The sequence below is a fragment of the Novosphingobium sp. BL-S-21 genome (assembly GCF_055521655.1).
This window is the reverse complement of record NZ_CM145496.1, coordinates 972,977-988,387: the sequence shown is the minus strand read 5'-3', so window position 1 is coordinate 988,387 and position 15,411 is coordinate 972,977. Positions and strand designations below refer to the sequence as shown.

Sequence of the window (15,411 nt, the reverse complement as noted above, 5' to 3'; positions counted from 1 at the left end):
GTCCGGGGTGATGCTGGCCCGGCCGGGGAATTGCAATTGGCGGCACGGCTCCTATCGCCTTGGCGATTGCCGCTGCGCCCAAGCATATCGTGGGGGCGGGGCCGGGTGCGAGGAAGGGGCCTGTTCGGTCAGCCGCCTTGACGCTGCGGCCACCCTCGCCATCATCTCCAGACAGAAAAATGCGAAAGGGCGGGCATGACGGGATTGGAACGGGCGGAGCAATCGGGGGGCGCCTTCGCACCTTTGCGCGAACCCACGTTCCGGCGGATCTGGACGGCCAGCCTGTTCTCGAATTTCGGACAGCTCTTCCTGGGCGTCGGCGCGGCCTGGGAAATGACGCGGCTCAGCAATTCGCCGAGCATGGTCGCGCTGGTGCAATCGGCGATGATGTTGCCGCTCGTCCTGGTGACGCTGCCTGCGGGCGCCATCGCCGACATGTTCGACCGTCGCCGCATCGCCATGACGGGCCTGACGTTCAGTGCGATCTGCGCGGCGGTGCTGGCGGTGGTGGCATTCCTCGGCCTGATCACGCCGTGGCTGCTGCTGTTGTTCTGCGCGCTGATCGGGGGAGGGGTCGCGCTCTATTCGCCGTCCTGGCAAGCGTCGATTCCCGAGCAGGTGTCGCGCGCGCATCTGCCTGCGGCGGTGGCTCTGGGGACGATCAGCTACAATGTCGCGCGCAGCTTCGGACCGGCCCTCGGCGGCCTGATCGTGGTGATCTACGGGGCCAAGGCTGTTTTCGGCATGACCTCGCTGCTCTATCTGCCGCTGCTGTTCGCCTTCTTCCTCTGGCGCCGCCGCCATGCACCTTCGCGGCTGCCGCCCGAGCGGATGGACCGCGCGATCATCGGCGGCGTTCGCTATGCGCTCCACGCCCCGGCGATCCGCACGGCGCTGGTGCGCGTGCTGGTCTTCGGCCTGAGCACGGCGACGGCCTCTGCCCTGGCGCCGCTGATCGCGCGGGACCTGCTGCACGGCGATGCGTCCACGTTCGGTGTGCTGCTCGGCGCGCAAGGCGTGGGCGCGGTGGCCGGCGCGCTGTTCGTCAGCCGCATCCGCGAGGCGATCTCGACCGAGTTGGCCGTGCGGATCTTCGCCATCGGGACCGGGCTGGCGCTTGTTGCGATCGGCATGAGCCATGACATCGTGGTGACCTGCGCGGCATTCCTGATCGTGGGCGCCTGCAATATCCTGACCGTCGCCATGCTCAACGTGACCGTGCAGCTCTCCGCGCCGCGCTGGGTGACGGCGCGGGCGCTCTCGCTGTTTTCCTCGGCCATCACCGCCGGAATCGGGCTGGGTGCCTGGGCCTGGGGCGAAGTGGCGGCGGGGTGGAGCGTGGCCTTTGCGCTGGTGGCTTCGGGCATCGCCGTTGGCGCGACCGCGCTGCTCGGACTGCTCATGCCCATCGGCGGCGACCAGGCCGATACCGAGGAAGTGCCGCTGGGCCACGAGCCCGCTGTGGGCATGGCCCTGACATTGCGGTCCGGGCCAGTGGTGATCGAGGTGGACTACGACGTCGATCCCGAACGCGCGCGGGACTTCTATGCAGTGATGATGAAAATGCAGTCGATGCGCAAACGCAACGGCGGCTTCGAATGGTCGCTTGCGCGGGACATCGCCGATCCCGCGCTCTGGACGGAGCGCTACCACTGCCCGACCTGGGGCGACTACTTGCGCCTGCGCGACCGCTTCACCCAGGCCGATATCGAGCTTCAGACCCAGGCCGATGCGTTCAACCGCTCCCACCAGGGCAACCGGGTGCGGCGCCGGCTGGAGCGGCCGTTCGGCTCGGTGCGATGGAAAGCCGATTCGCCCGACCCGCAGCAGGATACCGTCAGCTGGATGGCGCCCTGAACCCGCCGTTCCCATCCGGGGATTGCGGGAGTTCATGACCAGCGGCCAAGTCCGCACGAGACAAGAAACGGGAGAGAAGCGATGGAAGGCCGAAACTGGCGCGTCATCCAGTGGGCGACGGGCAATGTGGGCAGCCGCGCCTTGCGCACGGTGATCGAGCATCCCCGCATGGACCTTGTGGGGCTCTGGGTCAGCTCGCCCGAAAAGGTGGGCAAGGATGCAGGCGAACTCTGCGGATTGCCGCCCACGGGCGTGAAGGCCACCAATTCGCTGGACGAACTCGCGGCGCTCGATGCGGACTGCGTACTCTATATGCGGCAGGGCACCGACTGGGACGAGATCTGCACGCTGCTCGCATCGGGCAAGAACGTGGTCACCACGCGCGGCGACTTCCACAATCCCGCGCGGATGGACCCTGCACTTCGCGCACGGGTGGAGGAGGCCTGCCGCTCGGGCCAGACCTCGATCTACAGCACCGGATCGAGCCCCGGCTTCGTGACGGAAGCCCTGGCGATCCCGCTCCTGTCGCTCCAGCGTACGCACGGGCTACTGACCATTGACGAATATGCCGACGTCTCCAGCCGCAATTCGCCCGAGATGCTGTTCCAGGTCATGGGTTTCGCAGCGCCGATGGCGCCATTCGACCAGCGCCGGGCCGAGCATCTCAAGGGCGATTTCGGCAGCTCGCTGTCGCAGATTGCCGATGCCGTGGGCCTCAAGGTGGACGAGATCGAGGCGGTGGGCGAACTCTCGCCGACCCTCAAGGACCTGACGATCGCGGCGGGCACCGTCCCGGCCGGCACCGTCGGCGCGATGCGCACCACGATCACCTGCAAGAGCGGCGGCCGCCCGGTCATGCGGTTCCGCGCGAACTGGTATGTGACGACCGAGATCGAGCATGATTGGGACCTGCGCGAATCCGGATGGCGGATCACCACCGAGGGGGACACGCCGGTGAAGGTGGACATCACGTTCCCGGTCGCGGAGGAAGACTATGCCGCCTACACGCCGGGGTTGACGGCGCACCGGCCGGTCAATGCCATTCCCGCCGTCTGCGCTGCACCGCCGGGTATCCGCACGACGTCCGACTTGCCGCAGATCCTGCCGATCTACGGTTAGGGTCGAGAATCGCCGATGCGTGCCTGATCACACGGCCGAGAAGGCGCGGTTGCGGAACAGCGCGACCGCGTCCTTCGCGGACATCGGCCGTCCATAGTAATAGCCCTGGATCTTGCGGCAGCCGAGCTTGCGGATCATCTCGACTTCCTTTTCGGTCTCAGCGCCTTCCGCGGTCGTCGACATGTCGAGGCTGTCGGCCATGGCGACCACGGCGCGGATGATCGCCAGGCTTTCGGCATTGCCGGTGGCGGCGCCCTGCACGAAGGAGCGGTCGATCTTGATGGTCGAAAACCGCAACTTGCGCAGGTAGCCGAGCGAGGAATAGCCGGTGCCGAAATCGTCGAGCGCCACCTTGCAGCCCAGCGCCATGATCTTTTCGAGCGCGGAACGGGCGAGGGTGGCATCGCGCAGGAAGATGCTTTCGGTCACTTCCAGTTCGAGGCGCGCGGCCGGAAGCCCGCTTTCGGTGAGGGCGGAGACGACGCTGGTCACGAAATTCGGGTCGAGCAGTTGCTCGCCCGAGACATTCGCGGCCACGCGCACATGGTCCGGCCAGTTCATCGCTTCCCGGCAGGCTTCGCGCAGCACCCATTCGCCGATCGGGATGATCAGCCGGGTATCCTCCGCCAGGGGGATGAACTTCACCGGGCTGACCGCGCCGTGTTCCTTGCTGTTCCAGCGCAGCAGGGCCTCGAAGCTGACGACGGTTTCGTTCTGGGTATCCACCACGGGCTGGAAGTTGAGCGTGAACTCCTTGCGTTCCAGCGCCGAGCGCATGGACGATTCCAGCTTTCGGCGTTCCTCGGCGCGGGTGTGAAGCGCGGGTTCGTAAGTGAAATGGGCGTTGCCGCCTTCGTCTTTCGAGCGGTAGAGCGCGAGATCGGCATTGCGCATCAGCGTTTCCACTGCATCGCCGTCGCGCGGGCCGATGGCCGAGCCGATCGAGGCGCCCACGAACAGCGTATGGTGATCGACCTGGTAGGGCTGCGAGAGGCTCTGGATCACGCGCTGCGCCACGCGCTTGACGTAGTCGAGATCGGTGGCATCGCGGATGACGATGGCGAATTCGTCACCGCCCAGACGGCCGCAGACCTCGCGTTCCGTCATCTGTTCCTTCAGGCGCTCCGCCACGCGGGCCAGAAGCTGGTCGCCGACGTGATGCCCCAGGGTGTCGTTGATCGCCTTGAAGCGATCGAGGTCGATCATCAGGAACGCGCAGCGCATGCGCCACTGCGAAGCGTGGGAGAGTGCTTCGCCGAGGGCTTCGCCCAGCATCAGGCGATTGGGCATGCCGGTCAGCGGGTCGTACCGCGCGAGCCAGGCGATCTTGTCGGAGTTCTCGCGTGCTTCGGTCACATCGGAGCCGACGCCGTGGAACCCGTCGAACTGGCCGGTTTCGTCCACGTTCGGCGTTCCGGACAGCTCCCACCAGCGCGCCTTGCCTGACAGGGTGACGCGAATGAGCAAGTTGGAGAAGCTTTCGCGGCGCTTCAATCGTTCGGCCAGATCGTGAAGGCTTGCGGGGAAATCGCCGGTTTCCCAGTTCGCGCCGGCAATGAGCTGAAGGAACGGCAACCCTTCGATCTCGCGCGGTTGCTTGCCGAGCGCGAAGGCGAAACGCGGCGAGACGGCGCGGACCCGGCGGGTGGTGTCGATCTGCCAGAGCCAGTCGGCCTCGCCTTCCTCGAATTCGCGCAGCAGCAGCGAGACCACTTCGTCCCGCTCGACCATGCCCGCTTCGGCCACTTTGCCGGTAAGGAACTGCCGGGCGGACTGGATGGCGCCGGCCACGACCACGGCGATGAAGGCGGAAGCGACCAGCGCGACGTCGTAGAGGCCGAGCGCGAGGAAACAGGCGATGGCGGAACCGCCGGCAAGCCCGGTGAAGACGAGTGTGCCCATCGGCACGCCCGGGATCAGCACTGCGAAAGCCGTCATCAGCATCGCCAGGACGGTCCAGAGCTTCACTTGCACGTCCGCAGCCAGGAACGGCCCGAAGCCGCAGACCGGGATCGACCAGACCAGGCCCTTGACGATGGTTGCCGCCAGATAGGCGCGGGCCTCGCCGGGCCGCAGGTTCCGTCCCTCGGCTGCGGAAACGGCGTTGTCGATTCGGGCACCGTACCAGGCCGCGGCGCAGACGAGCACGGCCCAGCCCAGGATCAGCCGGGGATCGAGGCGCGGCGCCAGCAGTCCGGCGGCGGCCAGCATGGCGGCGAACTGCGTGACGAATCGGGCGACAGGCGCGCGGGAAAGGCACGAATATTGAATGCCGCGCAGACGCGCCCAATCCCCCTCCGCCGGCTGGGTCAGCCCAAGGATAGCGGAGACTGGCAGCTCCTTCGGGAGCGGTTGAGTGGGTTGCGACCGCTTTCTCACGCGGAGAGCCTATCGGGTGAAGGTTAGCGCGGAGTAAACCATCAGGCTGTTTTCAGGCGTCGTGCAAGATGGCCGGCAGCCGGGAAAATGCGCGCTGCCGCCATGATGGCCGCCGGGCTTCGGCTCGACCTGCGGCAAGGTCGAGCCGAAACGGCCTCTATTCGACGGTCACGCTCTTGGCGAGGTTGCGCGGCTGGTCGACGTCGGTGCCCTTCACGCAGGCGACGTGGTAGGCCAGCAGCTGCACCGGGACCGCATAGACCAGCGGGGCGATGAGCGGGTGGACGCGGGGCATCTCGATCGTGGCAATGCAGCCTTCGCCGGCTTCGGCAATGCCTTCGGCGTCCGAGATCAGCACGACCTTGCCGCCGCGCGCGCGCACTTCCTGCATGTTGCTGACGGTCTTCTCGAACAGCGGGCCGGAGGGGGCGAGGACGATCACCGGCACGGCTTCGTCGATGAGGGCGATGGGTCCGTGCTTCATTTCGCCCGAGGCGTAACCTTCGGCGTGGATGTAGCTGATTTCCTTCAGCTTCAGTGCGCCTTCCAGAGCCAGCGGATAGTCGGGGCCCCGGCCGAGGTAGAGCACATCGCGCGCCGGTGCGATCAGATGCGCCATGGCGGCGATCTCTTCGTCGAAGGCAAGCGCGGCGTTGAGGCTGGCAGGCGTTTGCAGCAGGTGGTGGACGACGTCCATCTCCTCGGCCCGGTCCATGCGCCCGCGCTTGACGGCGAGGTGCGCGGCCAGCGCCGCCAGCACGGCGAGCTGGCACGAGAAGGCCTTGGTGGAGGCCACGCCGATTTCCGGCCCGGCGTGAGTCGGCAGCAGCAGGTCGGCCTCGCGCGCCATCGTGCTGGTGGGCACGTTGACGACGACGGCGATCGTCTGCCCGGCCGCCTTGCAATGCTTGAGCGCGGCGAGCGTGTCCGCCGTCTCGCCCGATTGCGAGATGAACAGGGCCAGGCCGCCCGGCTCCAGCACGGGGTCGCGGTAGCGGAATTCGGAGGCCACATCGATGTCGACCGGCAGGCGGGCGAAGGTTTCGATCCAGTATTTCGCCACCATGCCCGCATAGAAGCTGGTGCCGCAGGCGACGATGGTGATGCGCTTGATCGCGGAAAGGTCGAAATCGATCTGCGGCAGTGCGACCGACTGGTCCACCTGGTGGATGTAGCTGCGCAGCGTCTGCGCCACCACGGTCGGCTGCTCGAAGATCTCCTTCTGCATGAAGTGGCGGTAATTGCCCTTCTCGATGGCGACGGCCGAGGCACCCGAGGAGACGATCTCGCGCTCCACCGGGTTGTTGTCGGCATCGAAGATCTGCGCGCCTTCGCGGGTGATGACGACCCAGTCGCCCTCGTCGAGATACGTGATGCGCTGGGTGAGGGGGGCCAGGGCGAGGGCGTCCGAACCGAGGTAGGTCTCGCCTTCGCCGTAGCCGACGACCAGCGGCGAGCCGAGGCGGGCGCCGATCAGCAGGTCGGGGTGCTGGCGGAAGGCGATCGCAAGCGCGAAGGCGCCGCGAAGCTGCGGGAGGACGACTTTCACGGCCTCTTGCGGGGAAAGCCCGGCCTCGACCTGTTCGGACACGAGGTGGGCTACCACTTCGGTGTCGGTCTGGCTCTCGAAAGTGCGGCCGCGCGATTCGAGGGCTTCGCGCAGCGGCTTGAAGTTCTCGATGATGCCGTTGTGGACCAGCGCCAGGTGCTCGGTGGCGTGGGGGTGCGCGTTGGCGGCCGTCGGCGCGCCGTGTGTGGCCCAGCGGGTGTGGGCGATGCCGATCAGGCCCGGTGCGGGATCGCGGGCAAGCTCGTTCACGAGATTGACCAGCTTGCCCTGCGCGCGGCGGCGGATCAGCTGGCCGTTCTCTACCGTGCAGACGCCCGCGCTGTCATAACCGCGATATTCCATGCGCCGAAGACCGTCGACCAGTCGATCCGCGACTTCTTCCTTGCCGACGATGCCGATGATTCCACACATTGCGCTTGCGTTACCTTAGTTCGAGCCGAAACTGGCGTGCCGTTACACCGATAATGGTTGGCGTTTGGTGGCGCCACCATGAAGGCTTGGTAATGTGTGCAAATCGGATGGGTTTTCGGATGTAATCCGAAGCGGTCAATCGTCCCCGCCGATCATCGCCGCAAGGCCGCCTACGGCGCCGAGGCCGAGCATGGTGCTCTCCCCGCGGTTCTGCCCGCCGTAAGGCACGGCGGCAGCCATCATCCGCCCGGCCAGACGCGAGAAGGGCAGGGACTGGATCCAGACGCGCCCGGGCCCGCGCAGCCGCGCGAAGAACACGCCCTCGCCGCCGAAGATCATCGACTTGACCGAACCGGCCCGGATCACGTCGAAGTCGATGCCCGCGGTGAAAGCGGCAACGCAGCCGGTATCGATGTGAAGTTCCTCGCCCGCGGCCAGGGTGCGTTCGATCACGGTGCCGCCCATCTGCACGAAGACCCAGCCATCGCCTTCGAGGCGCTGCATGATGAAGCCTTCGCCGCCGAACAGGCCGGTCATGATCTTCTGCTGGAAGTGCACCCCGATCGAGACCCCGCGCGCGGCGCAAAGGAAGGCGTCCTTCTGGCAGATCAGGCGGCCGTCCACGTCATCCAGCTTGATCGGCAGGATCGAGCCGGGGATCGGCGCGGCGAAGGCCACGCGGGCCTTGCCGCGGCCCTCATGGGTGAAGACGGTGGTGAACAGGCTCTCGCCCGTGACCAGCCGCTTGCCCGCGCCGAGCAGCTTGCCCATGAAACCGCCGCCCTGCTGCTCGGAGCCGTCTCCGAACACGGTAGACATGGCGATCGACGAATCCTTCCACACCATCGCTCCTGCCTCCGCAACCGCGCTTTCGCCGGGATCGAGCTCGATCTCCACGAACTGCAGCTCGTGGCCCTTGATCTCGAAATCGACATCGTCCGCGATCGCGGAATTTCGGCTGTGGCTCCAGGGGTTGTTGGACATGGATACTCCGTAGGCGGGAAAGATTCGGTGCCTGATATCTGGGTTTCGTGAAAGTTCTTGTCAAACCGCGTCCGTCGGATAGTCTGCAGGCTTCGACGAACACTGTTCCGACGACAATCGACCGGCAAAGACCGGCATACGATCGGTGTTCCTGGAGAGGATGTTCCTGGAGAGGATCGGCCGATGAACTTCATCAAGAAGTCGGTTTCATTTACTTCTATCGGTCTGGCCGGTGCTGTTGTCGGGATGGTCGCTACGGCCGGTTCCGGAGCTGCTTTCGCGCGTGACATCGGCGGCAGTGCCGCGGTGGTGAACACGGCGCTTCATGTCGAGAGCCAGAACGGCGTCAGCAAGGGCTTTGCCCTGATCCGTGCCGGCAAGCCCGCGCAGGCGGTAAAGATGTTCGATTCGGTGATCCTGGCCAGCGAGCAGGCGCTGAGCGGCGATGCCCGCCCGCGGCTCTGCCAGTCCCAGGCTGCGGATGCGCCGGTGGCCGCGGGCAAGGCGGTCGCGGTGAGCAGCGCCGTCTGCGATGCGCACTTTGGCAAGGGCTTCGCGCTCGTCGATCTCGGCCGGGGCGACCTTGCCGAGGGCGAGCTGCGGCGCGCCACGGAGCTGGCGCCGGACAATGCGCATTTCGCCAACGAATATGCGGAACTGTTCAAGTCCCGCCGTGAATGGCAGCGCTCTTACGATCTGTTCTCCCATGCCTGGGCGCTGGTGGACAAGGACGCCAAGGGTACTGACGCATCGGTGGCGGCGCGCGCGCTGCGCGGGATGGGCTACAACAAGATCGAGATGGGCCAGTTGGACGATGCCGCCAAGCTGTTCCGCCAGTCGCTCGATTACGATCCGAGCAACGCCGGCGCCAAGAGCGAACTGGACTTCATCGCCCAGAAGCAGGCCATCGGCGCCTGATCGGCCGGTTTCCTCGCAGACATGACGACGGGCGGTCCATGACCGCCCGTTTTCGCATCAGCCTGCCGACTTTTCGGCTTTTTTCTTCTTCATCGCATCGTGGAAACGGTCGGCCCAGCCGGGCTTGACCAGTTGTTCGCCGCGCACCAGCCGCAGCTCGCCGTCAGCGACGTCGCGGGTGACCGTGCTGCCGGCCGCGACGATGGCGTCGGCACCGATCTTGACCGGGGCGACGAGGGCGCTGTTCGAGCCGATGAAGGCGCGCTCGCCGATGACGGTCCGGTGCTTGAAGTAGCCGTCGTAATTGCAGGTGATGGTGCCTGCGCCGAGGTTGGCCTTGGCGCCGATCGTGGCATCGCCCACGTAAGTCAGGTGGTTGGCCTTGGCGCCTTCGCCCAGTTCGGCGTTCTTCACTTCGACGAAGTTGCCGACCTTGGCGCCCTTGCGCAGCACCGCGCCGGGGCGCAGCCTGGCGTAGGGACCGATGGCGACACCGCTTTCGAGGGTCGCGCCTTCGAGGTGCGAAAAGGCGTGGATGACGACATTGTCCGCCACGGTCACGCCGGGGGCAAAGACCACGTTGGGCTCGATGGTGACATCGCGGCCGAGCACGGTGTCCCAGGCGAAGAACACCGTTTCGGGTGCGATCAGGGTCACGCCGTCCGCCATGGCGGCGATGCGGCGCCGGGCCTGCCAGCGGGCTTCGGCCTCGGCCAGTTCGCCGCGGCTGTTGATGCCGCCCACTTCATCGGGATCCGGCGTGACGATCACCGCGCAGGCCCGTCCTTCGAGCGTCGCCACATTGACGATGTCGACCAGGTAATATTCGCCCTGGGCATTGTCGTTGCCGACACGGGCGAGCAGGTCGAACAGGTCTGCCGACTTCACTGCCATCAGCCCGGAATTGCAGAGGCGGCAGGCGCGCTGCTCTTCGGTGGCGTCCTTGTATTCCACCATCATCGCGATGCGCCCGTCGTCATGGGCGAGCACGCGGCCATATTGCAGCGGCTCGTCCGGCTCGAACCCGAGCACGACGACGGCCGGCGAATCGTCGGCATGGAGCCGGTCGATCATCGCGCGCATCGTTGCGGTGCTGACGAAAGGCACGTCGCCGTAGAGAATCAGCACGTCGCCCGCGAATCCCGAAAGCGCCGTTTCGGCCTGCTGCACCGCATGTCCGGTGCCGAGCTGGGGTTCCTGAACGGCAATCGCCGCGCGGCCGCCAAGGGCCTTTTCCAGCTGTTCGCGGCCGTGCCCGGCCACCACCACCTGCCGCTCTGGCGCCAGCGCTGCTGCACTTTCGAGCAGGTGTTCCAGCATCGGCCGCGCGGCTATGGGATGGAGAACCTTGTGCAAGTCACTCTTCATGCGAGTGCCCTTGCCGGCAGCGAGAACGACGATAGCGAGGGGCGTTGAATGTTCGACCATGTGCATCACTTGCCAGCAAATTGTTGCGGTTTCCACAGCGACAAGCCACTGATCGGGGAATGACGGACTTCCCTTTCGATATCGTCGGTTTCGATCTGGACGGAACCCTGCTGGATTCGCTCGGCGATCTGGCCGTAGCCCTCAACCATGCCTTGTCTCTGGAGGGGCGCCCGGCGATTCCCTTCGATGCCGTGCGCGACCTTGTGGGCGGCGGCGCCAAGAAGATGCTGGCCCGGGGGCTGGAAGTCACCGGCGGTCCGGTTTCGGACGCGCGGCTAAGCGCGCTGCACCAGGCGCTGATCGATTTCTACAGCGACCATGTCGCCGTGCAGACCCGGCTCTATCCGGGCGGAGAGGCCATGCTCCAGGGGCTGGCGGCGCGCGGCGTCAGGATCGCGGTGGTGACCAACAAGCTGGAGCACCTGGCCGTGAAGATATTCGCGGAGCTGGGCCTTTCGCATCATTTCTTCACGGTGATCGGCGGCGATACGCTCGGCCCCGGCCGGGCCAAGCCGAAACCGGATCTGATCGAACTCATGCTGGAGCGGGCCGGCAGCGCCGACAGGCCCATCCGCGCGGCCTTCGTCGGCGATACCACATACGATACCGGCGCGGCGGCCGCTGCGGGCATTCCCTGCGTGGCAGTGAGCTTCGGCTTCAACGATCGCCCGGCGCAGGAGCTTGGCGCGGCCGCCGTGATCGACCACTTCGACGAACTGATCCCCACGCTCGAACGCATCGGCGCGGCCGCGGAAGCGGTGTGATCGCAACGCCCCGCCGATAAGCGGGGCGCCGGCGGCCCTGGGCATACCGGGCGGCTTGTCCGCTCCCGGCAATCGTGCGAGCCCTCGCTCGACAAGAGCGGGAGAGAAACGCGATGCCGACGCCGGGTGAGAAACTGCGCGCGCTGATCGAGAACGGTGAGCACTTCGTCGCGGCCGAGGCCTATTCGGCCCTGACCGGGCGCATCGTCGAGCATGTCGGCTTCAAGGCGGCCTATCTTGGCGGCCATGCCTGCTCGGCGTTTCATTATGCGGTGCCGGACAACGGCGTGTTCAGCCAGGTCGAGATGATCGAGCAGTCCGCCCGGATCGCGCAGGCCATCGACATCCCGCTCATCGTCGACGCGGATACCCTGGGCGAGACGGTGGCCGACGCCTATCATTTCACGCGCCGTTACGCCGCGGCCGGGATCGCGGGCTACCATGTCGAGGACGAGGTCAATCCCAAGCATTCCAAGCATGTGAACGGTCTCTGTTCGGTCGAGGACATGCAGCTGCGAATCGAGGCCGGGGTGAAGGGACGGGGTGATTCCGGTCTGGTCATCATCGCGCGCTGCGACGAACTCTATACCAGCGCCAATGGCGGCGGCGGGGGCGGATCGGTCGAGGAAGCCATCCGCCGCGGCCACGCTTATGCCGAGGCCGGCGCCGATGCCATCGTCTTCGCCAGCGCACCGCCCGAGCAGCAGGCCGAAGTGATCCCGCACATGACCATCCCGGTCTGCACGCTGGGCTTCAACCTGCCTGACACGGCCTTCACCCTCTCCACCGCCTGGGGCTGGGTCTCGGCTGCGGTGGGCCATCTTGCCATGGCCCGCGAGCTGATGGAAACCGGCGCGGTGAAAAGCGCGATGAACGCTTTCACCAACTTCCCGGAAAAATACGACCTGATCGACCAAAGCCTCTACGACGACCTCATCGCCGAATGGGCGGAGCGCACCGGCCGGCCCACCCGCCCCAACCACGCGCGCTAGAGGGGGGCTGCACTGGCCTTGCAGTTCGGGCGGGCGCTTAAAGCCCGATCCCTCAAGGCCTGGGCGATTCGGCGCCCTCGGGCAAGGCCAGGACCTCCAGGCCCTCGTTCGGATCGAGATAGCGCTGTGCCATCGTCTGGAGGTCTCCGGCCGTGATCCTGATCAGCCGCTCGCGGGCCTGGGTGAAGCGGGCGATGCGGTCGGGCTGGCTCTGCGCGCGGTCGACCAGCGAGAGCCAGGTCGCGTTGCCTTTCAGTGCGTTCTGGTAGGCTTCGAGCAGGGGGGCGCGGGCGCGCTGCAGCACGTCGTCGCTGACGGGCGCGGCGCGGAGATCGAGCAGGACCTTGCGGATCGCCTCGCGGCTGGCGGGAACGTCGGCAACGTCGATCGAGGCGGCGATGGCGAACGTGCCGTAACCCTTCCAGTAATGCGACAGCGAGCTGCCGGCCGAGGGTGAATAGGCCTTGCCCAGGGCTTCGCGCAGACTGTCGGTCAGCTCGATGCGGACGACACGCTCGAGCATTTCCAGCCTGAGCGTGTCGAGCGGGTCCGAATCGTCGCGCGTGGGCCAGGTCAGCCGCAACAGGGCCTGATCGGCAGGGCCGGTGTGGCGAACCACCCGGGCGCTGCGGTCTGCCGTGAAGGTGCGCTGCGGCTGTTCGTCATAAGCCCGGAACGCCGCTTCACGCGGCGGGAGAGCGCCCAGCGTCCCGGCCACGAAGGCGATGGCCTTGTCCTCGTCGAAATCGCCGACGAGGCCCACTTCCACGGCGCCATGGGCAAGGCGATCCGAAATGCTCTTCTGCAGCCGGGCATAAGTCAGCCGCCGATAGGTCTCGACCGGCTGGAGGCTGAAGCGCGGGTCGTTGTCGGAAACGATGCGGCCAAGATCCGCGCTCATCGCCGAGGACGGCGTGGCGCGAAGCCGGGCGAAAGTGTTGTTCACCTGCTGGCGGTACTGCACTTCACCCTCTGCGCGGTATCCGGGATCGGTGACCAGGGCGGTGAGCAGCTGAAGTTGCAGTTCCAGGTCGCGCGGGGTGGTGACCGTCTGTGCGTCGAAACTGGCCGTGCTGCTCGACAGGCCGAAGCCCAGCGTATGGCCCGCCATGATGCTGTCCAGATCGTCGCGGCTGTGCTTGCCGAGGCCGCCCTTTTCGAGCCAGCCCACCATATCCGTGGCCAGGGGGTCGTCCCGCGTCTCCAGCATGTCGCCACCGTCGATGGAGAGGCTGACGCGCACGCGATCCTTTTCCAGTTCGGTCTGCTTGAGATTGAGCATGACGCCGTTGGAAAAACGCAGCTCGCGAATGCCCAGCAGGGGATCGCGGGTATCGCTGACGACCGCGCCGGGCGTGCCGAAGGCGGTATAGCCGAAGTTCGCGGCTGCGGCCGCGTTTTCGCGAGGCACGGGGCCGCGCATGGCTTGCTGCCAGGCGCTGCGCAGGGCTGGTTCGCCGCCGTCCGGCGCCTTGCGGCCCTCGAAGCGGATCAGGGGCTTGTCGAGCGCCAGCGCCTCGCGCCGGACAGCGGCCAGCACGGCCTTGGGCGTGATCCGGGGCGCAAAAGCCTCGAAGCGTTCGAGCCCGGAGGCCGGCGTGGAGGGCACCAGCCGATCGTCGACGAGCGCCAGCGCGATAGCCGCCAGCACCGCATTGCTGCGGGTATTCGCCGAACCGGCCGCATCGACGAGCGAACTGCGCAATTGGGCGAGCTGTTCGGAGACTTCGGCGGCGCTGAAACCGTGCGCCAGGGCGCGGCGATACTCGCGGGCGACGGCGGCCACGCCGTCCGCCCATTTGCCGTCCACGCTGTCGATGATGAGGCGGGTGGAGCGAGCGGTTTCGAAAACGTCTCCCGTGCCGAAGCCGGCGCCGCGGAATGGGGGCTGGGCACTGCGCGAAAGGCGCTGCAGGCGGCGGTTGACGATGGCGTAGCCGATCGAGCGCAGCAGGTTCTCCTGCCGCTGGGCGATCGTGTCGGGCTCGTCCAGCCAGGCGCCGTTGCGCTGGATGGTCAGCCGTTCCGACAGTGCGGGATCGACCCAGATGCCGGTGCGCTTGCGATCCTTGGCATCCACCGGCCCGGCATCGGGCTGCAGCTCGGCCTGCGGACCCTGCCAGTCTCCGAAGTGGCGCACGATCCCGGCCTCGACCGCTGCCGGATCGAAGTCTCCGACGATGACCAGGATGACATGGCCTGGAACATATTCGCGCGCATAGAACGCGCGCAGGTTCTGTGCGTTGGCGGCATTGAGCGTGGCGACGGTGCCGATGGGGAAGCGGCTGGAATAGAGCGCGCGGGGGTAGAAGAAGCGCGTCGAATCGATGGTGTTGCGCAAGGCGAAGGTGTTGCGATCGCGCATTTCCGAAAGGATCACGCCGCGCTCGCGGTCGATCGCGGCTTGCGAGATCGTCAGCTCGCCCGCGGTCTCGCGCATGAGCATGAGCGCCGTGTCGAGAAGGGCGGCGTCGCTGCGCGGCAGGTCCAGCTTGTAGACGGTGCGTTCGAAGCTGGTGGAGGCATTGGTGTCCGCGCCGAAAGCCAGGCCGTCGCGTTCGAGAAGAGGGATCATCTGACCTTCGGGCACGCGCTTGCTGCCGTTGAAGGCCATGTGCTCCACGAAATGCGCGAAGCCCTGTTCGTCGTCATGCTCGTCGAGCGAGCCGGCGGCGACTTCCATCCGCACCACGGCGGTTCCGACGGGGGTGGCATTGCGCCGCACGATATAGCGCATGCCGTTGGCGAGGCGCCCGAAGCGGAACTCGGAATCGAGCGGGATGTCGCTCTTTTCGAAGGCCCAGCTGGTGTCGTTGGTGCCGGCTCTCTCGGCGCGCGGCACGGCCTCTCGGGCCGATGCGCCGAGCGGCGCGGCAAAGAGCAGGGCGGTGAGGAGAATCTTCCGCATCGCGCGGGAGTGCCTCACCAAGTCGCTGATAACAAGAGGCTGCGGCCTTCCGCTATCCTGGCGAGGCGGACAACGGGCAAA

10 protein-coding genes are annotated in these 15,411 nt (G+C 66.6%); 5 read left to right on the top strand and 5 right to left on the bottom strand.

Annotated features, from left to right (window positions below; all coding sequences use genetic code 11):
* The first annotated feature begins 195 nt into the window (after positions 1–195).
* Together ACZ1J6_RS13040 and ACZ1J6_RS13035 are read left to right on the top strand one after the other, a co-directional pair.
* Positions 196–1,857 carry an MFS transporter gene (locus ACZ1J6_RS13040; RefSeq protein WP_431566888.1) on the top strand — a complete coding sequence of 554 codons (1,662 nt, stop codon included), beginning with the start codon at positions 196–198 and terminating at the stop codon, positions 1,855–1,857.
* Between the two features lie 81 nt (positions 1,858–1,938).
* Positions 1,939–2,976 carry an NAD(P)H-dependent amine dehydrogenase family protein gene (locus ACZ1J6_RS13035; protein WP_431566887.1) on the top strand — a complete coding sequence of 346 codons (1,038 nt, stop codon included), beginning with the start codon at positions 1,939–1,941 and terminating at the stop codon, positions 2,974–2,976.
* 27 nt (positions 2,977–3,003) lie between these two features.
* On the opposite strand, the gene ACZ1J6_RS13030 is transcribed toward ACZ1J6_RS13035, so the two are convergent.
* From ACZ1J6_RS13030 to ACZ1J6_RS13020, 3 genes are all read right to left on the bottom strand, one after another.
* On the bottom strand, positions 3,004–5,187 hold the full coding sequence (locus ACZ1J6_RS13030) for a putative bifunctional diguanylate cyclase/phosphodiesterase (RefSeq protein WP_431566886.1): 2,184 nt from the start codon (positions 5,185–5,187) through the stop codon (positions 3,004–3,006).
* A gap of 325 nt (positions 5,188–5,512) precedes the next feature.
* The gene (gene glmS / locus ACZ1J6_RS13025) at positions 5,513–7,336 is read right to left on the bottom strand and encodes a glutamine--fructose-6-phosphate transaminase (isomerizing) (protein ID WP_314465733.1); all 1,824 of its coding nucleotides are present in this window, start codon (positions 7,334–7,336) and stop codon (positions 5,513–5,515) included.
* Between the two features lie 135 nt (positions 7,337–7,471).
* Positions 7,472–8,320, bottom strand: coding sequence for a TIGR00266 family protein (locus ACZ1J6_RS13020; protein ID WP_134093105.1), 849 nt, complete (start codon positions 8,318–8,320; stop codon positions 7,472–7,474).
* Positions 8,321–8,503: 183 nt separating this feature from the next.
* Here ACZ1J6_RS13020 and ACZ1J6_RS13015 point away from each other — a divergent pair, with 183 nt between their 5' ends.
* Entirely contained in the window at positions 8,504–9,238 is a 735-nt protein-coding gene (locus tag ACZ1J6_RS13015; protein ID WP_431566885.1) for a tetratricopeptide repeat protein, read from the top strand.
* A 57-nt stretch (positions 9,239–9,295) separates the two neighbouring features.
* Here ACZ1J6_RS13015 and glmU read toward each other — a convergent pair whose 3' ends face one another.
* Positions 9,296–10,666, bottom strand: a complete 1,371-nt coding sequence (glmU, locus tag ACZ1J6_RS13010) for a bifunctional UDP-N-acetylglucosamine diphosphorylase/glucosamine-1-phosphate N-acetyltransferase GlmU (RefSeq protein ID WP_134093104.1) — start codon at positions 10,664–10,666, stop codon at positions 9,296–9,298.
* 59 nt (positions 10,667–10,725) lie between these two features.
* Between glmU and ACZ1J6_RS13005 the strand changes: the two genes are divergently transcribed.
* Together ACZ1J6_RS13005 and ACZ1J6_RS13000 are read left to right on the top strand one after the other, a co-directional pair.
* Positions 10,726–11,430 (top strand): HAD hydrolase-like protein, encoded by a 705-nt coding sequence (locus ACZ1J6_RS13005; RefSeq protein ID WP_431566884.1) that lies wholly within the window; start codon positions 10,726–10,728, stop codon positions 11,428–11,430.
* Positions 11,431–11,543: 113 nt separating this feature from the next.
* Positions 11,544–12,422, top strand: a complete 879-nt coding sequence (locus ACZ1J6_RS13000) for an isocitrate lyase/PEP mutase family protein (RefSeq protein ID WP_134093102.1) — start codon at positions 11,544–11,546, stop codon at positions 12,420–12,422.
* 52 nt (positions 12,423–12,474) lie between these two features.
* Here ACZ1J6_RS13000 and ACZ1J6_RS12995 read toward each other — a convergent pair whose 3' ends face one another.
* Complete coding sequence (locus ACZ1J6_RS12995; protein WP_431566883.1) at positions 12,475–15,330, bottom strand: M16 family metallopeptidase; 2,856 nt, start codon at positions 15,328–15,330, stop codon at positions 12,475–12,477.
* Positions 15,331–15,411 lie beyond the last annotated feature (81 nt).